The 21,127-nt window shown below is 56.5% G+C and carries 26 protein-coding genes and 1 pseudogene; 22 read left to right on the forward strand and 5 right to left on the reverse strand.

Annotated elements, in window-relative coordinates; translation table 11 throughout:
• The 3 genes from QZL67_RS10090 to QZL67_RS10100 all read left to right on the forward strand — a co-directional run.
• The coding region (locus QZL67_RS10090; protein WP_292920279.1) for a sigma-70 family RNA polymerase sigma factor at positions 1 to 331 on the forward strand (331 nt) is incomplete at its 5' end.
• Positions 328 to 1,497, forward strand: a complete 1,170-nt coding sequence (locus QZL67_RS10095) for a hypothetical protein (RefSeq protein ID WP_022290597.1) — start codon at positions 328 to 330, stop codon at positions 1,495 to 1,497. The genes QZL67_RS10090 and QZL67_RS10095, both read left to right, overlap by 4 nt.
• A 495-nt stretch (positions 1,498 to 1,992) precedes the next feature.
• Complete coding sequence (locus QZL67_RS10100; RefSeq protein ID WP_022290598.1) at positions 1,993 to 2,451, forward strand: metallophosphoesterase; 459 nt, start codon at positions 1,993 to 1,995, stop codon at positions 2,449 to 2,451.
• Positions 2,452 to 2,539: 88 nt separating this feature from the next.
• Here QZL67_RS10100 and QZL67_RS10105 read toward each other — a convergent pair whose 3' ends face one another.
• Positions 2,540 to 2,857, reverse strand: coding sequence for a PepSY domain-containing protein (locus tag QZL67_RS10105; protein ID WP_022290599.1), 318 nt, complete (start codon positions 2,855 to 2,857; stop codon positions 2,540 to 2,542).
• A 211-nt stretch (positions 2,858 to 3,068) separates the two neighbouring features.
• On the opposite strand from QZL67_RS10105, the gene QZL67_RS10110 reads away from it, so the two are divergent.
• From QZL67_RS10110 to QZL67_RS10120, 3 genes and pseudogenes are all read left to right on the forward strand, one after another.
• Complete coding sequence (locus tag QZL67_RS10110; protein ID WP_292920281.1) at positions 3,069 to 3,758, forward strand: carboxylesterase; 690 nt, start codon at positions 3,069 to 3,071, stop codon at positions 3,756 to 3,758.
• Between the two features lie 149 nt (positions 3,759 to 3,907).
• A pseudogene (locus QZL67_RS10115) lies at positions 3,908 to 4,420 on the forward strand (DUF5714 domain-containing protein); the annotation flags it as partial.
• 78 nt (positions 4,421 to 4,498) lie between these two features.
• Entirely contained in the window at positions 4,499 to 4,855 is a 357-nt protein-coding gene (locus QZL67_RS10120; protein ID WP_373887786.1) for an arsenate reductase ArsC, read from the forward strand.
• 73 nt (positions 4,856 to 4,928) lie between these two features.
• Here the strand turns inward: QZL67_RS10120 and QZL67_RS10125 are convergent, their stop codons facing one another.
• Entirely contained in the window at positions 4,929 to 5,321 is a 393-nt protein-coding gene (locus QZL67_RS10125; RefSeq protein ID WP_022290602.1) for a pyridoxamine 5'-phosphate oxidase family protein, read from the reverse strand.
• Positions 5,322 to 5,334: 13 nt separating this feature from the next.
• Between QZL67_RS10125 and QZL67_RS10130 the strand changes: the two genes are divergently transcribed.
• The 7 genes from QZL67_RS10130 to QZL67_RS10160 all read left to right on the forward strand — a co-directional run bounded on the left by QZL67_RS10130 (position 5,335) and on the right by QZL67_RS10160 (position 11,696).
• Positions 5,335 to 5,772 (forward strand): hypothetical protein, encoded by a 438-nt coding sequence (locus tag QZL67_RS10130; protein ID WP_022290603.1) that lies wholly within the window; start codon positions 5,335 to 5,337, stop codon positions 5,770 to 5,772.
• 52 nt (positions 5,773 to 5,824) lie between these two features.
• Positions 5,825 to 6,064 carry a hypothetical protein gene (locus QZL67_RS10135; RefSeq protein WP_022290604.1) on the forward strand — a complete coding sequence of 80 codons (240 nt, stop codon included), beginning with the start codon at positions 5,825 to 5,827 and terminating at the stop codon, positions 6,062 to 6,064.
• Between the two features lie 110 nt (positions 6,065 to 6,174).
• On the forward strand, positions 6,175 to 7,854 hold the full coding sequence (ptsP, locus tag QZL67_RS10140) for a phosphoenolpyruvate--protein phosphotransferase (protein WP_022290605.1): 1,680 nt from the start codon (positions 6,175 to 6,177) through the stop codon (positions 7,852 to 7,854).
• Positions 7,855 to 7,877: 23 nt separating this feature from the next.
• Entirely contained in the window at positions 7,878 to 8,285 is a 408-nt protein-coding gene (locus tag QZL67_RS10145; RefSeq protein WP_022290606.1) for a PTS sugar transporter subunit IIA, read from the forward strand.
• 12 nt (positions 8,286 to 8,297) lie between these two features.
• Entirely contained in the window at positions 8,298 to 8,774 is a 477-nt protein-coding gene (locus QZL67_RS10150; RefSeq protein WP_022290607.1) for a PTS sugar transporter subunit IIB, read from the forward strand.
• A 33-nt stretch (positions 8,775 to 8,807) separates the two neighbouring features.
• Entirely contained in the window at positions 8,808 to 10,028 is a 1,221-nt protein-coding gene (locus QZL67_RS10155; protein WP_022290608.1) for a Xaa-Pro peptidase family protein, read from the forward strand.
• A gap of 60 nt (positions 10,029 to 10,088) precedes the next feature.
• Positions 10,089 to 11,696, forward strand: a complete 1,608-nt coding sequence (locus QZL67_RS10160) for a PTS system mannose/fructose/sorbose family transporter subunit IID (RefSeq protein ID WP_022290609.1) — start codon at positions 10,089 to 10,091, stop codon at positions 11,694 to 11,696.
• 237 nt (positions 11,697 to 11,933) lie between these two features.
• Here QZL67_RS10160 and QZL67_RS10165 read toward each other — a convergent pair whose 3' ends face one another.
• On the reverse strand, positions 11,934 to 12,413 hold the full coding sequence (locus tag QZL67_RS10165; RefSeq protein WP_022290610.1) for a flavodoxin: 480 nt from the start codon (positions 12,411 to 12,413) through the stop codon (positions 11,934 to 11,936).
• Positions 12,414 to 12,711: 298 nt separating this feature from the next.
• On the opposite strand from QZL67_RS10165, the gene QZL67_RS10170 reads away from it, so the two are divergent.
• Genes QZL67_RS10170 through QZL67_RS10175 form a run of 3 tightly spaced genes read left to right on the forward strand, consistent with a single transcriptional unit; the run spans position 12,712 to position 14,067 of the window.
• The gene (locus tag QZL67_RS10170; RefSeq protein ID WP_022290611.1) at positions 12,712 to 13,224 is read left to right on the forward strand and encodes a hypothetical protein; all 513 of its coding nucleotides are present in this window, start codon (positions 12,712 to 12,714) and stop codon (positions 13,222 to 13,224) included.
• Positions 13,225 to 13,277: 53 nt separating this feature from the next.
• Entirely contained in the window at positions 13,278 to 13,583 is a 306-nt protein-coding gene (locus QZL67_RS11635; RefSeq protein ID WP_022290612.1) for a hypothetical protein, read from the forward strand.
• Positions 13,549 to 14,067 carry a 4Fe-4S binding protein gene (locus tag QZL67_RS10175; RefSeq protein WP_022290613.1) on the forward strand — a complete coding sequence of 173 codons (519 nt, stop codon included), beginning with the start codon at positions 13,549 to 13,551 and terminating at the stop codon, positions 14,065 to 14,067. The genes QZL67_RS11635 and QZL67_RS10175 overlap by 35 nt, the downstream gene beginning before the upstream one ends.
• Positions 14,068 to 14,130: 63 nt before the next feature.
• Here the strand turns inward: QZL67_RS10175 and QZL67_RS10180 are convergent, their stop codons facing one another.
• On the reverse strand, positions 14,131 to 14,952 hold the full coding sequence (locus tag QZL67_RS10180) for a DNA-3-methyladenine glycosylase (RefSeq protein WP_022290614.1): 822 nt from the start codon (positions 14,950 to 14,952) through the stop codon (positions 14,131 to 14,133).
• A 28-nt stretch (positions 14,953 to 14,980) separates the two neighbouring features.
• Complete coding sequence (locus tag QZL67_RS10185; protein ID WP_022290615.1) at positions 14,981 to 15,877, reverse strand: LysR family transcriptional regulator; 897 nt, start codon at positions 15,875 to 15,877, stop codon at positions 14,981 to 14,983.
• 141 nt (positions 15,878 to 16,018) lie between these two features.
• Here QZL67_RS10185 and QZL67_RS10190 point away from each other — a divergent pair, with 141 nt between their 5' ends.
• The 6 genes from QZL67_RS10190 to amrA form a co-directional block, all read left to right on the forward strand.
• A complete protein-coding gene (locus QZL67_RS10190; RefSeq protein ID WP_022290616.1) occupies positions 16,019 to 16,600 on the forward strand; it encodes a sugar O-acetyltransferase in 582 nt (193 codons plus the stop codon).
• Positions 16,597 to 17,136, forward strand: coding sequence for a flavodoxin family protein (locus tag QZL67_RS10195; protein ID WP_022290617.1), 540 nt, complete (start codon positions 16,597 to 16,599; stop codon positions 17,134 to 17,136). Before QZL67_RS10190 ends, QZL67_RS10195 begins: the two co-directional genes overlap by 4 nt.
• Before the next feature lie 14 nt (positions 17,137 to 17,150).
• On the forward strand, positions 17,151 to 18,125 hold the full coding sequence (locus QZL67_RS10200; protein WP_022290618.1) for an alpha/beta hydrolase: 975 nt from the start codon (positions 17,151 to 17,153) through the stop codon (positions 18,123 to 18,125).
• A 236-nt stretch (positions 18,126 to 18,361) separates the two neighbouring features.
• The gene (locus QZL67_RS10205) at positions 18,362 to 18,703 is read left to right on the forward strand and encodes a cyclophilin-like fold protein (RefSeq protein ID WP_292920283.1); all 342 of its coding nucleotides are present in this window, start codon (positions 18,362 to 18,364) and stop codon (positions 18,701 to 18,703) included.
• Between the two features lie 14 nt (positions 18,704 to 18,717).
• Complete coding sequence (locus tag QZL67_RS10210; RefSeq protein WP_022290620.1) at positions 18,718 to 19,473, forward strand: carboxymuconolactone decarboxylase family protein; 756 nt, start codon at positions 18,718 to 18,720, stop codon at positions 19,471 to 19,473.
• Positions 19,474 to 19,817: 344 nt separating this feature from the next.
• Positions 19,818 to 21,127, forward strand: a 1,310-nt coding sequence (amrA, locus tag QZL67_RS10215) for an AmmeMemoRadiSam system protein A (RefSeq protein WP_292920285.1), incomplete at its 3' end; no start/stop codon positions are given.

Below are 21,127 nucleotides of genomic sequence, written 5' to 3' on the forward strand. Positions count from 1 at the left end.
CACGTTTCGGGACGCAGAGCATGAGAAAGCGTGGCTGATCCGCACTACCCTTCACCGGGCCTGCGACATCCGGAAATCCGCGGCCCAGCGGAATCTCCCTCTGGAGGAGGCTGTTCTGGCAGCTGCACCGGAGGCGGAGGAGGGGAACCTTCTGGCCGCGGTCCGCGCCCTGCCGGACAAGTACGGCGCGGTGATCCATCTCTATTACTATGAGGGATATTCCATTCAGGAAATTGCAAACCTGCTGGGAGTGCCTGTCCCAACGGTAGGCACTCGCCTGGCCCGCGGCCGAGAGCGGCTGCGGCAGTTGCTGAAGGAGGGGAGAGCATGAGAGAACCCATCAGCCCGGAGGAATACCGGCGTGCCTTTGATGCGATTCCCTTTTCCGATGATTTTCAGGCACGGACCACAGCACTGCTGCAGGACCGCCTCCGGAATATGGAAGAGGAGAAATCCCAAATGACGATTCGAAAAAGCCGCAAATGGCTTCTGGCTGCCGCAGTCGCGGTGGCATTGCTGGTGCTGTCCGTATCTGCTGCAATGCTGTGGATGTCTCCCGCCCAGGTGGCAGAAGAAATGAATGACCCCCTGTTGGCGCAGGCCTTTGCAGGGGAGGACGCGGTGCTTCTCAATGAGAGTGCTCAGGCAGGGGAGTACACCGTTACCTTGGACGGACTGGTCTCCGGGGCTGGAATTTCCAACTGGTGCAGCGACGTGGAGGAGAGCCGTACCTACGCGGTGGTGTCCGTTACCAGGACGGACGGAACGCCCCTGACAGAGGATAACTATGAGGTACAGGCCAGCAGAACCTTTACCATCACACCGCTGGTGGAGGGATATCCTCCCCAATCGGTGAATATCTTCTCCCTGGACGGAAGCTGCGCATCTTTTCTGCAGGATGGAAGAGCCTACTACGTGATGGACACGAAGGATGTCCAGATGTTTGCTGACCACACAGTGTATCTGGCGGTGTACCAGGGCTTTGTGCCCTCCTACAAGGAGTTCTCTGTGGCGGAGGACGGCACGACTACCATGCGGGAAGACGTGGTGGGCTGCATGTTCACCCTGCCTCTGGACCCGGCGCTGGCGGACCCGGAGGCCGTACAGGCCTTTTTTGAGGAGAAAGGCTTGCCCACGGAGCCTTTGACCGACGAGGAATTGGAGGCTCTGAAGCAGGAAACCCCGGATGTCACTGCCACAGAGTCCCTGGATGGTGTTGATCTGGTGGAGGTGCCGGGCCACGGCATGGTCACCGTTATGCAGGCTCAGGCCGCTGCCGAATATGAGGCCTATATGGAACGAGAATCGGCGCGGCTGGCGGAAGAGGTGGAAAGCGGAAACCCTTCAGAGACAGACTATGAGCAGGCCCTCCGGGAGATGGAAGAGTCCCTGGCAGGGCTCTGGGATGGCAGTCTTTCTCCGGACTGGCAGGCCAATCCGGATGATACTGAGATTCTCAGGACAAAGCCCGCCGGTGCGGTACCGGCAGCGGAATGAAGTACATGCTGCAAAGCGGAGGAGCGGCCCTGTACCCTGCGGTTGTTGAAAGACCGGAAAATTCTGTATGAGGCGAAGGGTATCCTGTACCAATGAGATCCATGTTTTCTAAAATTTCCACCCTGCTTTGAAAAGCGCTTCAGCCTGGCAAAAGGGCTTTTCAATCAGGTGAGGCCGCCAGAGCGAAAAGCTCAGGCGGCCTCTTTTTCAGTTGGCCCAACGGGGCACGGCGTCTCACAAAAACGGGTACTGCCTGCGGCAGCCGCTTTTGCTGCCCGGCCGGATTTCAGCAGACCAATCTAATCGTATCAGCCCAGAGCGGGGGACCACGGACAGGCGGGACAGTTCCTGGATCGAATACTCCACCTTTATCCTGCCTTGCCGACCGTGGAGCAGTTAGCGAAGCGTCACAGCCAAGAAAAAATAAATTTCTTCCGGCAGGCGTTTAAATCTGATATACTGGGGGCAACGCAAATGGGAAGGAAGACACATCCTATGAAGATCGCGATTCTCTCCGACACCCATGGCCTGCTGCGGCCGGAGGTGGCGGAGCATCTGAAAACCGCCGACGTCATTCTCCACGGCGGGGATATCAATCGACAAGCAATTGTGGACGAGCTGCGACAGTATGCTCCGCTCTACGTTGTCCGGGGCAACAACGACAAGGAGTGGGCGGAGACGATTCCCCACGACCTCACTGTTACCCTGGACGGCGTGACCTTTACCATGGTCCACAACAGGAAAGAGGTCCCGGCGGATCTCTCCGGGGTGGATGTGGTGGTGTTCGGACACTCCCATAAATATATGCAGCAGGAGAAGGATGGTCGCCTCTGGCTCAATCCAGGCTCCTGCGGCCCCCGGCGATTCCATCAGGAGATCACCATGATGATGGCAGAGGTGGAGAATGGGAAGATCCGGGTGGAGAAAATCACCATTCCCCACGACGCGAAGTGATAGAGCTGGGATTGATGTTTCACCTTCAGCGCTTTTTGAACGTGAAGACGCCGGCCTGCGGCGCCGGCGTTTCCTTGGCAAGAGACGATCAATCCCAGTGGCTGTAGTTGCCAGATCCGCCCTGATTGCTCTCCAGGCCAGTCACTCTTCCAAAGGCGTTGATCTCCACCTCGTACCGGGTGTCACCATTCATAATGTCAAAGCTGTACTCGTTCCAGAGCCCCTCCTGGTCAATCTCTTGGCCCACAACCTCTCCGCCGCCCGCAGCGGCCAGAGCGGTTTCACGGGCTTCCGCTACGTCAACCCGCAGCGCCAGGGAACCGATCAGCGCAGCCACCAGCACCACCACAACTACAATCCCGGCAATCACCAGGGCGCGAACTTTTCCACTCAGATTTTTCAGCATGGTAATGTCCCTCCATTTTGAATTGTTTTGAATCCTTCTTGTTTAAGTAACGTACCAAACGGCCCGTTTATTGCAGGGGCGGAGGAAAATTTTCCGGTCGGAGGGAAAAATTGAAGATTTACCTGTGCCCATGCAGCTCATGCATTTTTGAAGAACTGGGAATCGGAGGAGCGGCGTGCCGCGATATCGAAGGAATGAAAGACTTAAAAATATGAAGACTGAACGATTTCAAATTGATACGATTCCCGCAGTTTTATATGGGGAGCCTGCTGAGCGGGGCTATTTGTTTCTCCACGGTCAGATGGGCCGCAAGGAGGAGGCAGAGGCCTTTGCCCAAGTGGCTTGTCCTAAGGGCTATCAAGTGCTGGTCATCGACCTGCCCGCTCATGGAGAGCGGCAAAACCGGGAGGAGGAACTGCTTCCCTGGACGGCGGTGCCGGATATCCGGGCGGCGCTGGACTGGGCCAGCCACCACTGGAAAACGGTCTTGCTCCGGGCAAACAGCATCGGAGCTTATTTCGCCATGCTGGCTTTTGACGCGCCAAGCCGGGCGCTGCTGGTCTCTCCCATTCTGGATATGGAGAACCTGATCTTGACCATGATGGGCTGGGCCGGCGTGACAGAGGAACAGCTGCAGGAGCAGGGCGAGATCGTGGCTTCTTTCGGCCAGACACTGTCCTGGAAATACCTGTGCTGGGTGCGGGAACATCCGGTTTACAACTGGACCTGCCCCATCCGTATTCTTTACGGCAGCCGGGATAATATGACTTCCCGCCGGACGATTGACGGATTTGTCCGGCAGCACGATGCGAAGCTCACCGTGATGGAAGGCGGGGAACACTGGTTCCACACGCCAGGGCAGTTAGCTGCACTGCGGGAATGGGAGGAGATAGAGACATGAGCGCAGAAGAATGCTTGATCTGCAAGGCACCGCTGGAATACCTGACACAGAACCAGACAATGGAGTGTGCCATCTGCCATAAGAGGGAACCCAGCAAGACCCGCTGTGTAAATGGGCACTATGTCTGCAGCAACTGTCACACTCAGGGAATGGACCGTATCTTCGGCCTGTGCCTTGCCGAAACCTCCACAGACCCTGTCGCCATCGTCCGCCGGATGATGGACATGCCCTTCTGTCACATGCACGGTCCGGAGCACCATGTGATGGTGGGCGCGGCCCTTCTCACCGCCTACAAGAACGCGGGGGGTCAACTGGACCTGGAGCAGGCCCTCCGGGAGATGTACAGCCGGGGCAGGGAAGTCCCCGGCGGAGCCTGTGGATTCTGGGGCGCCTGCGGAGCGGGAATCAGTGCGGGGCAGTTCCTGGCCATCGTCACAGAGTCCACGCCTCTGGCTGTGGAGCCCTGGGGACTGAGCAATCAGATGACCGCCCGGGCACTGGAGAGCATCGGCAAGGCGGGCGGGCCCCGATGCTGCAAGCGGGACTCTTTCCTGGCTATCCTGGCCGCCGTCGACTTTACCCGGGAGCACCTGGGGGTGGAGATGAAACGGACCGTTCCCGTCTGCTCTTACAGTCCCCGGAATAACCAGTGCATCGGCAAGCACTGTCCCTTCTCGGCGGCGGGCCGCAAAAAGCCCAAAGTGGCCTTCCTCTGCGTCCACAATTCCTGCCGCAGCCAGATGGCGGAGGCTCTGGGGAAAAAGCTGGCTGGCGATGTGTTTGAGAGCTTTTCCGCCGGAACGGAACCCGGCACCCAGATCAACCCCGACGTGGTGCGCTTGATGAAGCAGGTTTACGGCATCGACATGGAGCTGACCCAGCACAACAAGCCCTTATCGGATCTGCCTGCCGTGGATATCGTGGTCACCATGGGCTGCAATGTCCAGTGCCCCACTCTGCCCTGTTCCCACCGGGAGGACTGGGGGCTGGACGACCCCAGCGGCAAGGAGGACGGCGTTTTTCTCACCGTCATGGCCCAGATCGAGGAAAAGGTCCTGGATCTGAAGCGCCGCATCCAGACGGGAGAACTAGAATAACCCTGAAATAGAGATTGCCCGGAGCTTCTGATGGTTCAGAAACTCCGGGCAGTTTTTGATCGTACAGGGGCACTTAGAAGGTAACAGTACGGCTGGGCTCGGTGAAGGAGGAGAAGGTGGCGGTGGCCTCCGTCAGAGCAAATACCATGGTGTTGCCGTCACCGGGCGTGTAGGCGGAGCGGAGATTGGGGTATTCACCCAGCATATGCTCCTGAGCGGCGACGTCAGGCACCTCGACCGCTTTGGCCGTTACCCGCAGCCAGTGGCTGCCGTCAAAAGCACAGATCTCTACTTTGGGATTTGTCAGCATCTGCTGTGCCACGTCTTTCTTCCGACCGGTCTGGATGGTGAGCTGGCCGTTATACATGTCAATGGTGCCGAAGGGGCGCACCCGAGGCTGATCGGTTTCCATTGTGGCCAGATAATAGGTACCGCAGGATTTCAGAAACTTGTAAACTTCTTCCATGGGATATCCCTCCTTGTTTTTCTCCATTTTATACCCCGAGTCCAGCAGCGTCAAGATTCCGCGGGAGAGCGGCAAAGCGCAATCAAACAGCCGCCGGCCGGAGGATGGAGCCGCGTTTGAGAACACGCTGACCTGTGTCACCTGGATGTATGAGCGGATGGACTACAGCTGCAAGCACTATCCTGGCTTTTTCTCCCTGCACTCCCTTGGATTTATGGGGGAGGACAAGGCAGACGGGCGGCGGAAGATGCACAGGACCTGGCAGCACATTCTGGATGAACTGTGCGCCGTTTTGAAACGGGACACCAGGATTCGTGCGGACGCCTTTACCAAGGAATTTACAGCGGAGAAATTTGCGGAGGCCCTGTTTTCCCTGATGCTGTCCGCCTTTTTGCGGCAGGATTACGACCCTTCCGCTGTGCTGGAGATCGTCCGCAGAACACTTTATTGAAGTCCTGCGAAACGAATATTCGATATAACTTTGCGTGTAAAGGAGAAAAACGATGCAGGCAATCATGGAGACATTGTTTGATGCGGTCTATCTGATCTCGGTCATCACCCTCGGAATCCTGATGATCCGGGGCAGCAGGGGCAACGGCCAATTCCGCCTCTTCGGTGTCATGGCGGTGGTGCTGTGGGCAGATGTGATGCCAATGATCGGCATGCTGATGATCCCCAAGACCTGCGCCTATATGTGGACGGTGCTGATCGGATATTTCGCCATGAAGCGGGAATGCAGATAAAAGGGGAGATCCTATGAAGCGCTACATGAATACTGCTGGGCAGATGCCGTTCCGTTTGGCTTCTGTACAATGAAAGAATTATTCAATTACTGAAGATAGACAAAGTGCCTATGGTAGGGACGGCATATGTGTATAAGAAGCATACCTGCATAGCGGATCATATCACTGTTGGCGACGCGGAGACAGCCCATCAGATGACGCTTTATGAGGCAGCCTCCCGAAAAGTTCAAAGTGAGTTGCAACATCTGGAGGGCGAAACAGACGAACAGGCGGAGATCCTGCAAACCCACATTTCTTTTCTGACAGATGAAGAACTGGCTGAAGAGATCCGAACGGAGATCCTCAAAAACAGCAAGTGTGCACAGTGGGCGGTAGAGTCCGTGTATGGACAGGTTATTGAAACGCTGGAGGCTTCATCAGATCCGGTGTTCAAGGAGCGAATTGCAGACATTACCGATGTCCGAAACCAGCTGCTCATGGAACTGCGAGGAGAGAGCAGCACGGGGCTGGAGGCTCTTTCACGACCGGTGATTTTAGTAGCCGAGGAACTTTTGCCTTCCGATACGATTGCCATGGACCCGTCTAAGATCCTTGGGATTGTTACTGAGCGGGGTGGAGTTACAGCTCATATGGCGGTCATTGCCAAAAGCATGGCAATTCCGGCAGTAGCGGGCATTCCCCGAATCGCTGATGCTGTCGCCCCCGGAACAGAACTGGTGTTGGACGGTCAGACGGGAATCGTATACAGCGAACCGGACCCGGCGATTCTGGACGAATATGAGAAAAAAATTCAAAAATATTCCCGAAAGCGCCAGATAGAAAAGGAATATTTGGCGAAGCCAGCCTGTACATCAGATGGTGTACGGATCGAAACAAAGGTAAATCTTGGTTCAACAGATGAACGGGAGCTTGCCGCGGCGGCCTGTTCGGATGGTGTGGGATTGTTCCGCAGTGAGTTCCTCTATATGAACACCGACCATCTCCCCACGGAGGAGGAGCAGTTTACGGCCTATAAAGCGGCGCTGGAGGCCCTGGCACCTCGGCCGGTTACGCTGCGTACGATGGATATCGGCGCAGACAAGCAACTGCCGTATTTGTCTTTGCCCCACGAGGAGAATCCGGCTCTGGGGATGCGGGCGCTGCGGCTGTGCTTTGAAAAGCGGGAGGTGTTCCGTACCCAACTTCGGGCTGCCTGTCGTGCCGCGGTATATGGGAATCTTCAGGTGATGTTCCCTATGGTTTCCAGTGTGACCGATGTGATCCGGGCCCGCCAGGTTCTTGCGGAGGTGGCGAGAGAGCTGAGTGATGAAGGGCTTCCCTTCCGGGCGGATTTCCCGGTGGGCGTTATGGTGGAGGTCCCATCCCTTGCGCTGATGGCCCATCAGATTGCCGGGCAGGTGGATTTTGCCAGCATTGGCACCAATGACCTGATCCAATACTTATTGGCAGCGGACCGGGACAACCCGGAGATGGCGGCGTATTACCAGAGTTTCCATCCGGCAGTTTTCCGGGCGATCCATATGATCATAGGAGGATTTTCCGCCCAAGGAAAGCCAGTGTCTGTGTGCGGCGAGCTGGGAAGTGATCCCCAGAGTGTTCCCATTCTCTTGGGTCTGGGCCTGCGGACGCTGAGCGTATCGCCAGCTAGACTGGGAGAGATCAAATACCGCATTGCCGGCATGGGGATGGCACAGATGGAGCAGATGGCTCAGGCCGTACTGGCTATGAGCAGCCAGGAAGAGGTGACTGCTTATCTGGAGCAGAATTTGTCTCCGTCAGATACCGACTAATTGAGGACAGGGGGAGCGTGTCAATGTATAAGGTGATTGTATTTACTCACGGTGAACTAGGCAAGGGACTTCTCAATTCAGCCCGGATGGTGAGCGGACCGGTGGATGACGTGGAAAGTTTCAGCATTCTGCCGGGGATTGACACCGATGCGGTGCTGGCGGAGGTAGAGGCGAGTGTCCACAAATCGGAAGAGGCCGGTGTCCCGGTGCTGCTGTTTACGGACCTGTTTTTTGGAACACCATTCAATCTGCTGGTGGATCTCAGCCAACGGGCGAAGTTTTCGCATATCACAGGTGTGAATCTTCCCATGTTGATCGAAGCCCTGTCCTACCGCCGGGAGGCGGATACCGACCTGCGGAGTCTCATTCCCGGCTTCCTGGAGGTAGGAAAAAGTGGAATCGTAAATTGCAGTGAGCTGGCGCAAGTGTGAAGGAGGAACCTTATGAAGAACATTTTGGTGACGAGAATTGACGATCGCCTGATTCATGGTCAGGTCATGACGGCATGGGTTAAGAGCTATCCGATCAACCATATTTTGATTGTAGATGATGAACTGTCCAAAAATCAGTTTATGCTGAGCGTCTATAAATCTGCCATGCCGGCTGGAATCGAGGTGAGTATCACTGATAGGGCTAATGGCGTGGCGCTGCTGAAGCAGGACCCGCTGCCTGGTGAAAACTATCTCATTCTGGTAAAGGTCCCGGAGGTGGTTGCCTATCTCCTGGACAATGGAATCCCGCTGACCAAACTGGTGGTGGGCGGCATGGGGGCAAAGCCCGGCCGCAAGACGCTGATCCGCAACGTGTCCGCCAATGATGAGGAGCGGGCTTGCCTCAAAGCCCTGGAGGGGCGGGGCGTCCATACCGTTTATCAGCTGGTTCCGGCAGACAAAGAGATTCCGTTGGCGGGAAGTCTCTGAGCTGTATGAGAAGAGAATGAGAGAGGTGATTTGATGGATGTATTGAAATCCTTTGACCGAGAAGAATTTGAATGCCATATTGACAAGCTGCAAAAAAGCATGGCGGAGGATAACCTGGATCTGCTGATCCTGTCCAGCAGCGGCAGCATTTTTTATGGCTCCGGGTATCGTTCCTGGTACCTTTCCAGTTTGTTCCGGCCGGTATTTGTGTTGGTGCCGCGGGAGGGAGAGCCGGGTATCGTGCTGCGGTATCTGGAAAAAAGCACCGTGCAAAACTGCAGTTGGATCTCACAAATTTACTGTGCCGGCACGGCATCCAGAAATTACGGAAAGCTGGATTGCACCGGCCATGTGGACGGTGTTATGAAATTTGTGAAAGAGCTTCCCTTTACGGTCAGGCGTGCCGGCTATGAGGGCGGACATGGCTTGAGCTTCCAGTGGCCCTTGGAGGTGCTGAACGAGCTGCGCGACGCCATGAGAGATGTGGAGTTCGTGGATGGATCTCTCGCAATCATGCGGGCGCGGATGTGCAAGACTTCCTGGGAGATCGACCGTATCCGGACAGCGGGGTATATCACTGAGCGGGCAATTGTGGATAGTTTCCGGGACATCCGGCCTGGGTATACCACGGAGAAGGATCTGGCTGCCGGGATTGCGTCCCGGATGTGCGCTGCGGGGATTGACCAGATCTCCTACCTGACGGTGAACAGCGGAGCAAAGAAACTCTCCACCTTCAACAGCTATGCCACGTCCCGCGTGATTGAATCCAAGGACCTGGTCCTGGTGGATATCAGCGGTCATATTGACGGATATGCCTCCGATCTGACCCGCACGTTCTACGCAGGCCGCACTCTGCCGGCAGAGTACCGGGAGATGGCGGATCTGGCAAAGGGCTGCCTGGAGAAAGGCATCGGCGCGATGAAGCCGGGAATGTCGGTGGGAGAACTCAATCAGGTCATTGAGGACTATCTTCTGACCAGCAAATATGCGCCTTATGTTGTCCACTCCAGCGGACACTCCATTGGCCTCAACGTGGTGGAATACCCCAATCTGGAAGCCGGCGGGACAGAGCTCCTTCGGCCTGGCATGGTCTTTGCCCTGGAAAACGGAATCTATCCCTATGACAAGAGCAAGGGCGCTGAATCGATCTATTTGTCCTTCCGATTGGAGGATCAGGCAATGATGGGCGAGAAGCACGGCGAGTGGCTCTCCGGGCCGGGCCGGGCAATCTACACTCTGGCAGATTTTACTTAAGCAAACTGCAGAGTATGGCGTGAATCAGGTGGTCAAGACATATGAAAGAGAGGGTGTATTATGTTCATACTTCGTGCGTTCCTTTTGGCAATTACGGCAAACCTGGCGTGCGGTCGTGTATGGAGCCCCATTACCTGGCCGTTCTGCTACCCACTGATCAATGGTACCGTTGTCGGTCTCATTTTGGGTGACCCGCTTACTGGCCTTTTGGCCGGCGCAACGATCAATCTGGCGTACATTGGCTGGATTTCCGCTGGTGGAACCATGCCATCCAATATCGGTATTGCCGGTGTTTACGGTACGGCAATTACGATCCTGGCCTCTGCGGACCCCAGTCTGGCCATTACGTTCTCCATTCCCATTGGATTGCTGGGGGTTCTGCTGTTCCAGCTGCAGATGACGGTCAACTCCATTTGGGTCCATCGGCTGGACATGAATGCTGAGCGTGCCGAGCTGGATAAAGTCTGGATCAATGCGGCGCTGCTGCCTCAGCTGACAAGCCTTCTCATCAACGGGATCCCAGCCTTCATTCTGCTGTCCATCGGCGGTACTGCCTTCAGCAATATGATGCAGAAAATCCCGGAGTCCATCATCAATGCGCTGACGGTCACCAGTGGGCTTCTTCCGGCTCTGGGCGTTGCCATGCTGCTCAACTACTTGGGAAAGAAGTATTTGCTGCCCTACTTCTTCATTGGTTTCTTTGCATCTACATACTTTGGCCTGAGCCTCACGGCCCTGTCTATTTTCGGCGCATGCATTGCTGTGCTGTCCTATTTTAGCAAGAAGCAGGGAGAGGGAGAGCAGGCTGCGGAGACAGCTGCTGCAGAAGAGGATACCATCGAGATGACGAAGCGGCTGACCAAGGGTGACCGCCGCAAGCATTGGCTGATCGGCCTTGGTGCGGAGATTGGCTATAACTATGAGCGTATGCAGGCTTCCGGTAACCTGCTGGCGATGGTCCCTGTGATTCGCCGCCTCTATACCGATCCTGCAGACATCAGTGCAGCCATGAAGCGCTATCTGGTGTTCTTCAATACAGAGCCTTCCTTTATCGGCAATGTGATTCCCGGCATTTGTGCCTCGCTGGAGGAGAAACGCGCCAATGGCGCTGACATTTCTGACGAGATGATCAACGGCCTGCGTACTGGCCTGATGGGGCCTCTGGCCGGTGTCGGCGACAGCTTGGCCGGCGGCATCATCTATCCGATCGGTGTGTCCATCGGCTGCTCCATGGCGCTGAATAACCACAGCTTCTTTGGACCGGTTTTCTTCTTTGTACTGTTTACGGGGATCATGCTGATTTTAGGCCGCTTCCTTTATAATATGGGCTATAAGCAGGGCGGTTCTTCCATCATGCACATCCTGGGCGAAGGAAAATATTCGATCACCAAGCTGACGGATGCATTCAGCATCCTGGGTCTGATGGTCATTGGGGCTATGGGTTCTACCAATGTACTGGTCTACACACCGTTGACCTTCAACATCGGTCAGACGTCCGTCGTGCTGCAGAGCGTCCTGGATGGCTTGATTCCCAACCTGCTGCCTGTGGCGGTTATTTTTGGCGTTGCAGCGCTCCTCAAACGCAAAGTGAATGCCGCACTAGTGGTTCTGATTTTGGTAGCGGTGGCATTTCTCGGTTACTTCCTGGGAATCCTGGGCGTTGCTTGATTTGCTGTATGGAGGTTATGACCACACGATTTCCGATGTTTTGCAGATAAGTACAGGCTGAAAAGAGCGGAATATGGCAGAGATTCTGCCATCCGGCCAGGATGGTAGATGGCAGGTTTTCAGCTGAAAAAATACACAGCCGCGTCGGAGGTACTCTGACGCGGTTGTGTTTATTTGAAGCAGCGGCGCCGGCTCCTATGCAGATGCGGGAGATCGCGTCTGGATTGGGGGCCCTCCTCATAGATTCAGCCCTTCGAACCAGTTTTTCAGCTCCGCTTCGCTGAGCCGTCCGTTGAGCATCCGTCCGTCCAGAATCCTGGCACCGGAGACGCTGCCACGCAGACCGGACGCCGCCTTGCCCAGTCCACTGCCGCCGGAGGTGGCGAAGAGCACGATGGTCTTACCGGAGAAGTCGTAACTTTCCAGGAAGGTATTGATGATGGTGGGGGCCACATACCACCAGATGGGGAAGCCAAAAAAAATCACATCGTAGTTGGCTACAGGCGCATTGTAATCTGCCAGAGGGGGACGGAAAGAGGGATCCCCCATCTCCAAGCTGCTGCGGGAGTGCTTGTCCATCCAGTTCAGATTAGCGCTGGTATAGGGAACGGCGGGCTTGATCTCATAGGGATCTGTGCCGACGGCCTTTGCCAGAATCTTCGCTGCCTTTGCGGTGGTTCCGCTGGCGGAAAAATAGGCGACCAATGCTTTGTTCATAGAAATCTCCTCCTTTGCCGCTATTGTAAGCTACAGTCTGTAAAATGTAAAATGCTCAATTCAAATCTGCATCCATGCTTCAAAAGCATGGATGGCGGCAGCCCAATATGCGGCAGAGAATGGGGATGGCGATAAAGAACTTTTGGATTTCTTGCTGTTTTCTGCGGAAGTATGTATAATAATGAAGTAACAGCACGCTCAGCCTCACAGGCTGCTGCGGCAGGAGACCCTTATCCGTTTTGTTTTGGCAGTTTCACCATTGACGGAGCCCTATTTTGGAACGTCGGGGAGGTACGCCATGAAAAAAGTCTTATTCCTGGTGTTGCTGTCGGTCTGTCTGAGCTTGTTTGCCGGGTGTGCTCTGCAAAAACAAGAGCCCGCGAAGCTGGACGCCATCCCCTTTGCGGAGGGGCAGTACTATGCTGCGGCCTATCTGGGCTACCAGCAAATCGACGACCTTGATTACTATGTGGAGAAGTACCTGGATTGTGACCAGGTTTCCATCCACTATCTCTCGGATGGCGATTACTACTTGGTGATTCCCAGATATGCCGGGATGGAGCTGTCCCTGTTCCAAAATGATATGATGACCGCACAATCTGCACTGGTCTATGAAGATCCCGACTGTCGGCCCTTTATTGTTCAATGCAATGTCAGTGATATTTTTGCCGATGCCACCATTCGCCTTACCTACGAGGGCGAGACCATGGAGTTTTCTCCGTTTATATCCCTCATGGACGGCTCTGTTGACATCGGGGAGCATGGCCTGGATCTCACAAAGGATACCGGAAGTCAACCGCCGGAAGCATAAGGCGGGAGCCGAAAAGACATGTTTTTGTAAATTTCACAAGGAGGAGCACATAAATGAAACTCTATGAGATGACCTTCAGCCCCACCGGCGGTACCCAAAAGGCTGCCGATCTGCTGACAGAGGCCTTGGACGGTGAGCACACCGCCGTGGATCTGACAGACAGCGGAACGGACTTCTCTGCCGTAACGCTCACCCCGGAGGATGTGGCCGTAATCGCCGTGCCGTCCTACGGCGGACGGGTGCCTGGGCCGGCCACGGAGCGGCTTTTTTCCCTCAAAAACGGGGGCGGCCCGGGGGGGCCGGGCGGGTGGTTGTGGCGCTGCGGTGCTCGTATGTGTATATGGCAACCGGGCCTATGAGGACACCCTGGTGGAACTGGAGGACACTGCCAAGCAGGCGGGCTTTCAGGTTATTGCCGCCGTGGCGGCCATTGCGGAGCACTCCATTGCCCACCGCTATGCTGCCGGACGGCCTGACGCAGAGGATGCAAAACAGCTTCAGGCATTTGCGGGCAAGATCCAGGAAAAACTGTCCTTCGGAAACTGTGCAGAGCCCAAGATCCCCGGAAACCGACCCTATAAAAAGGCTGGCGGTTCCGGCATGGTGCCCAAACCCACCAAGGAGTGCACCAACTGCGGCCTCTGCGCGAAGAAGTGCCCGGTGCAGGCCATTGACCCCAGTGATCCCAAACGCACCGACAAGGATACCTGCATCTCCTGTATGCGGTGTGTTTCCGTCTGTCCCCAGTCAGCCCGGAAGGTCAATTCCGCGTTGTTGGCGGCGGTGGATATGGCGCTGAAAAAGGTGTGCTCAGATCGGAAAGAGGGAGAGCTGTACATCTGACGGAGAATCAAAGGAGCCGGAGACCATGATCGGTCTCCGGCTCCTTCTTTCTCTTTCCATACTTTACGCCGTCTCAGACTTGTGGTTTTGAGCATAGTAGAAGAAATACTGCTGCATGATCCCGGCGGTATCACCATACCGGACAAAGGGGTCCCGGCCCTGATATTCCTGACGGATGATCTTCTTGATCCAGGTATCCACCGGGGCGCAGGCAGTCCGGCCGTAGGCAAACAGCGCCACACAGTTGGCGACCTTTACCCCGACGCCCTTTACATGTTCCAGGGCGGAAATCAATTCATCGTCCGGAAGAGCAGCGATTCCCACCAGGTCCAGGCTGCCCGAGAGGACCTGCTCCACCGCGTCGCAGAGGTAGGGAGCCCGGTATCCGGCTTTGCAGGCTATGTAGTCCTCTGAACGCGCATCCTTCATCTGCAGTGCCGTGGGGAACGTATAAAGCGTTTCAGTAGGGGTCTGGATTCTGGTGCCGTATCGCCGGCTGAGCATCTCCACCACAGAACGGATAGCCGGGATGCTTTTGCGCTGGGAGATGATGAAGGTGATCAGCATTTCCCAGGGGTCCTGGCGCAGAATGCGGATGCCTGCGCCGGACTGGGCCGCCAGATCCAGAAAGGAGTCCTCCGCCGGAATGGCTTTGCGGATCTCCCGGTAATTCCGGCTCAGATCAAAATAGGGACACCAGATGTGTTCCCAGGTGTCCGGATCGCAGCTCACCCGGTAGTGTTCCTCCGAAGTCTTCCGGATATACAGCACCTCACCTCCGGTGATGAATCGATACGTACCTTCCGGCAGCGGAACGACCCGGAAGCACTGGCCGCTGTCGGTGATTTTCTGCAGGTCAAATAGATCGGAAATATGGACTTCCATTTGGGTTCTCCTTTCGGGAATCATCAGATCATGTCTCTTCCTGACAAAGCGCAGTTAGATTTTCGCGGAGCTGCTCCAGAAACAGTTCCATGGCTCTGGAAAAGATCTGAGATTTCTTCCACACCAAATACATCCCCAGCTCCAGCTTGGGTTTCAGAGGCCGGAAACAGAGGTTGCTGCCGGTGGTATTTATCAGCTTGTCCAGAGTAAAGACATAGCCCATTCCTTCGTCCACCATCAGGGAGGCGTTATAAATCAGATTGTAGGTGGCCACGGTGTGGAGCTCTGTCGGTTCCTTTCGAAGCCAGCGGTACAATCCGCCTTTGTTGTCCGACTGCCGGGAGAGGATCAGGGGCTTGTCCCACAGATCCTGTGGAGAGATCGCCTCTTTCTCCGCCAGAGGGCTGCTGCGCTGCATCAAAACCCCCCAGGTATCTTTCATAGGCAGCTCCATGTAGTGATACTTTCCCTTGTCAATGTCACCCAGAAGAATCCCAAAGTCCAGCAGACCTTTGTCCAGACGTTCACACACGTCCACAGCGTCGCCGCTGACAATGTGAAAGAGAATGCCGGGATAGTACTCTTGAATCTGATGGGCCGTTCTGGCGATCTGCCGTACTCCGTCCGTCTCGCCGGTGCCGATATAAATGTCGCCGCTGACGGTTTCATCGGACTGGGCAAGTTCCTTTTCTGTCCGGCCCACCAGGTCCAGAATCTCCTCCGCCCGCTTTCGCAGCAGCATACCGTCCTCGGTGAGCGTGATCTTCCGGTTGCCCCGGATCATTAGCTGCTTGCCCAGTTCTTCCTCCAGCTCCCGGAGCTGCCGGGAGAGAGTGGGCTGGGTCAGATGCAGGGACTGGGCCGCCGCTGAGATATTCTGTTCCCTTGCTACCGCAAGGAAGTATTGCAGCACTCTCAATTCCATAGGGGATACCTCCTGATGGCTGTATTATATTCTGAATAGATATAGCTTGCAAGCATAACCAGACATTCTTTATAGGTATTTGTTATTGTATTTGGCGGGTGCTAAAATAGGGTTGTCAAAACGAATGAGCAGGAGTGTAAGATGGATTTAGAAGCATTTTTGGAACATCTCAACAGTGGAAAGCCGGTGATTGGCGGCAGTGAGGCGCATTTATTCATGCATGGCGTCAGCCAGGAGGCCCTGGAGATCACGGCGGAAATCAACGGCAGCTACCATGAGCCGGAAGAGCTACGCGTGCTTTTCTCCAAGCTGATCGGCCAGCCGGTGGATGAGAGCTTTGGACTGTTCCCGCCCTTTCACACCGACTGCGGAAAGAACATTCATATCGGTAAACACGTGTTTATCAACATGGGATGCAAATTCCAGGATCAGGGCGGCATTTTTATCGGAGACGGTGCGCTGATCGGCCATAACGTGGTGTTGGCCACACTGAACCACGCCATGTCTCCCAGCCGTCGCGGTACCATGATTCCTGCCCCCATCCACATCGGGAAGAACGTCTGGATCGGTTCCAACGCCACCATCCTGCCCGGCGTGACCATCGGGGACGGCGCCATCGTGGCAGCCGGTGCCGTGGTGACCAGGGATGTCCCGGAAAACACCATTGTGAGCGGCGTACCCGCCAGGGTTATGCGCCGTTTGAGTGAGGAGGAACTGCAATGAGCAAGAAGGTTTTGGTCATCTCCACCAGTCCCCGGAAGGGCGGCAACTCTGACGCCTTAGCGGATGAGTTTGTCCGCGGAGCCCGGGAGGGGGGGAACCGCGTGGCAAAAGTCACGCTGTTCGATAAAACCATAGGGTTCTGCAAGGGGTGCCTTGTCTGTCAGAGCACCCGGCACTGCGTCATCCACGACGACGCGGATGCCATCGCTCAGAATATGCTGACAGCGGACGTCATCGTATTTGCCACCCCCATCTATTACTACGGAATGTGCAGCCAGATGAAAACCATGCTGGACCGGTCCAATCCGTTGTTTTCTGCTGATTATGCCTTCCGGGATATTTATCTGCTTGCCGCCGCGGCGGAGGAGGATGAACACACCGTGGACGGAGCGGTCACCGGTCTCATGGGCTGGATTGACTGCTTTGAAAAGGCCCGCCTGGCCGGAACGGTGTTTGCCGGCGGTGTGACCTCTGTGGGGGAGATCCAGGGCCATCCTGCGCTGAAAAAGGCGTACGAGATGGGCAAGAATGTTTAAGGAGGAAAAAGAAGATGCATTCCAGATATGACGGATACTCTTTCCCCCTGCGGGACACCGTCTCCCGGGAGAAAGTGCATTTCCACAACCGCTACGGCATCGAGCTTTGCGGGGATCTGTACCTACCCAAGGGAGCAGCCGGAAAACTCTCTGCTGTGGCCGTGTCCGGGCCCTTCGGCGCCGTGAAGGAGCAGTGCTCCGGCCTGTATGCCGAGGAACTGGCTTCTCGGGGGGTTGCCGCTTTGGCCTTTGATCCCTCTTTTACCGGAGAGAGCGGCGGCGAGGTGCGGAATGTAGCCTCTCCCGACATCAACACCGAGGACTTCTGCGCTGCGGTGGACTTTCTCTCCACCCGGGACTTTGTGGACCCGGAGAAGGTGGGAATCCTGGGCGTCTGCGGATGGGGCGGCATGGCCCTGAACGCCGCTGCCATGGATACCCGCATCAAGGCTGCTGTTACCTCCACTATGTACGACATGACCCGGGTAAATGCCAAGGGGTATTTTGATGCTGCCGACAGTGCCGACGCCCGGTATGAGACGAAGAAAAACCTCAATGCCCATCGAACGGAGGATTACAAAAACGGAACTTACGCCCGGGCTGGCGGCGTGGTTGACCCGCTGCCGGAGGACGCTCCTTTCTTTGTGAAGGACTACTATGACTACTACAAGACGGAGCGGGGCTATACGGAACGCTCCCTCAACTCCAACGACGGCTGGAATGTAACGTCATCCCTGTCTTTCCTCAACATGCCCATCCTGCGCTACAGCAACGAGATCCGCAGCGCCGTGCTGATGATCCACGGGGACAAGGCCCACTCCTGCTATTTCAGCAAGGATGCTTTTGCCGACATGGTGAAGGACAATCCCTACACCGACAATAAGGAGTTGCTCATCATCCCCGGCGCAGTCCATACGGACCTCTACGACAGGAAGGATATCATTCCATTTGATAAAATTCAGCAGTTCTTCCAGACATATTTGCAGTAAGCGCCGGAGGGGAAAAGACAATGGCGAGAGGCTTGTGCATACTCCTTGTCATTTTTATACTTTTGCCCTGCGGAGCAGGGAAGGTTTTCGCAGAACCTGAACAGATGCAGCTGCAGGAAATACTTGCAGAATCGGAGACGGATTCTGCTGGACAAGAAGTCGAATTCCCTCTTGCGGAAGAGATTGCCGAAACTGTGGGAGGCGAATCGCTGGAATCCGGTCAGGAGGAATCTGCTTTGAAACTCACCGTTGGAGACCATGAACTGCAGGCTGCCTTTGCGGACAACAGCTCCGCCGAGGCGTTCCGGGAACTGCTGGCCCAGGGGCCGCTGACCATTGAGATGGAGGATTACGGCGGCTTTGAGAAGGTAGGCCCTCTTGGTACGACACTGACCCGGAACGATGCGTCCATCACCACACAGCCCGGCGACGTGATCCTCTACCAGGGCAATCAAATCACCATTTACTATGGAACCAACTCCTGGAGCTTTACCAGGCTTGCCAGGATCGATGATCCCTCGGGCCTGCGGGAAAAGCTGGGGGATGGTGAGGTTTCCGTTACGTTTTCGCTTGAATAGGAGGTATTTCAGGTATGGCAGTGAAACAGACGGCGGGCAGAGAGGCACTGGGGGAGTTTGCCCCCAAGTTTGCCCAGCTCAATGACGATGTGCTTTTCGGTGAGGTCTGGAGCCGGGAGGACAAGCTCTCCCTGCGGGACCGTTCTCTGGTCACGGTGGTGGCCCTGATGGCTCAGGGTCTGGTGGACAGTTCCTTCCAGTACCATCTGGCTACCGCCAGAAAAAACGGCATCACCCGGCAGGAGATTGCGGAGATCCTGACCCACGCGGCTTTTTACGCCGGTTGGCCCAAGGCTTGGGCGGCATTCCGCATGGCCAAGGAGGTCTGGGCTGACGAGGACGCCGGTGACGACGGCAAGGCGCAGCACCAGAAGGAGATGGTGTTCCCCATCGGGGCGCCGAACGACGGCTTTGCCCGGTATTTTGTGGGGCAGAGTTATCTGCAGCCTCTCTCCACCAGCCAGGTGGGGGTGTACAATGTAACCTTTGAGCCGGGCTGCCGGAACAACTGGCACATCCACCATGCCGATCAGGGCGGCGGACAGATCCTTCTCTGTGTGGCGGGCCGGGGCTACTATCAGGAGTGGGGCAAAGAGGCCAGGGAGCTGCATCCGGGCGATGTGGTCAACATCCCCACGGGAGTGAAGCACTGGCACGGCGCCGCGGCTGACAGCTGGTTCTCCCATCTGGCCCTGGAAGTGCCGGGGGAGAACTGCTCCAACGAGTGGCTGGAGGCGGTCTCCGACGCAGAGTATGCCAAGTTGGGCTGAACCGCTCACGCCCTCTTTTACAGATCCCATCCACATCACGGGGGAAAACGCCGGTCAGTTTATCTGACAGGCGTTTTTTTCAAATTCATGGGAATGTGCATCTTATCCTTCGGCGTCAGGGCCTGATACAGCGGCATCATAAAAAGGGGAGATGGACAATGGGGACGGTTCGCTGCAATTTCGCCCACAATGACTGAGCCGACCGCGACCTGTTGATCGCTGTTTTCCCTGAGCGGCGATTCAGATGAGTAAGCTGCCGCTTGTAAGGGCACAGCGGATGGGGTACAATCAATATAAAATCAAGCGTTGATTCACGGGAATACAGGAGAAAGGAGTGTTCTGAAATGCCGATGCTAGGTGCTGTCTTGACCCCGCATCCGCCTGTGCTGCTGCCTGAAGTGGGGCAGGGAAGGGAACGTGAAATCGCCGCCACCGGCCAGGCTATGTGTGCTGCGGCGGCGGAGGTGGCCCGCTGGAATCCGGATGTGCTCGTTGTGGCCTCGCCTCACACCATTTTGTACGGGGACTATTTCCAGATTGCCCCCGGCCGCAGTGCGGTGGGCGATATGTCTGCCTTTGGTGCGCCCCAGGTGCGGATTGAAGCGCGGTATGACGCTCCGCTGCGCCAAGAGATCATACGCTGGGCCGGGGATGCGGGCCTGAAAGCTGGAACCCTGGGCCAGCGGGACCCGCAGCTGGACCACGGTGTCCTGATCCCACTCTACTTTCTGCGCAAGGCGGGGGTCGATTGTCCTATCGTGCGGGTGGGGCTGTCCGGATTTTCGCCGCTGGCCCATTACCAGCTGGGCCGGTGCATAGCCGAGGCGGCGGAAACCTTGGGGCGTCGGGCGGTGTTCGTGGCCAGCGGCGACCTCTCCCACAAGCTCAGACCCGACGGCCCCTACGGTTTTGCGCCGGAGGGCCCGGTATTTGATGAGGCTGTGACGGGGGCGATGGCGTCCGGGGATTTTCTGCAGTTCCTTACCATGGACCCGTCGCTTTGTGAGCGGGCGGCGGAGTGCGGTCTGCGCTCGTTTCAGATGATGGCGGGGGCTCTGGATGGACTGGCGGTGGCTCCGAAGCTCATGAGTCATGAGGGAACCTTCGGCGTGGGCTATGCGGTGGCGCTGTTTCCGGTTACAGGTCGGGATGAGAAGCGCCGCTTTGAGGCCGCCTGTGAACAGGCTCAGCATGACCGGCTGGAGGAGCGCCGCACCAGGGAGGATGCCTGGGTGCGGTTGGCCCGGCTGTCGCTGGAGACCTATGTGCGTACCGGCCGGCGGCTGGAATCCCTGCCGGATGATCTGCCGCAGGAACTGACCGGACAGGCGGCGGGGGCTTTTGTCTCGCTGCATGTGGCTGGACGGCTGCGGGGCTGCATCGGCACTATTGTGCCCGCGCAGGAAACCGTTGCACAGGAGATCGTGCAAAACGCTGTGTCGGCCGGTACCCGGGACCCGCGATTCCCGGCTGTGCGGGCCGACGAACTGGACCAGCTGGAATACAGCGTGGATGTTTTGGGACAGCCCGAGCCGGTGGATTCCCCCGATCAGCTGGACCCCGGACAATACGGTGTCATCGTCAGCTGCGGACAGCGGCGGGGGGGGGTGTTGCCGGGACCGGGGGGGGGGGAGGACCCGGGGGGCGCGGCAGA

Source organism: Oscillibacter sp. CAG:155, from assembly GCA_000436875.1.
Taxonomy (GTDB): Bacteria; Bacillota; Clostridia; order Oscillospirales; family Oscillospiraceae; genus Oscillibacter.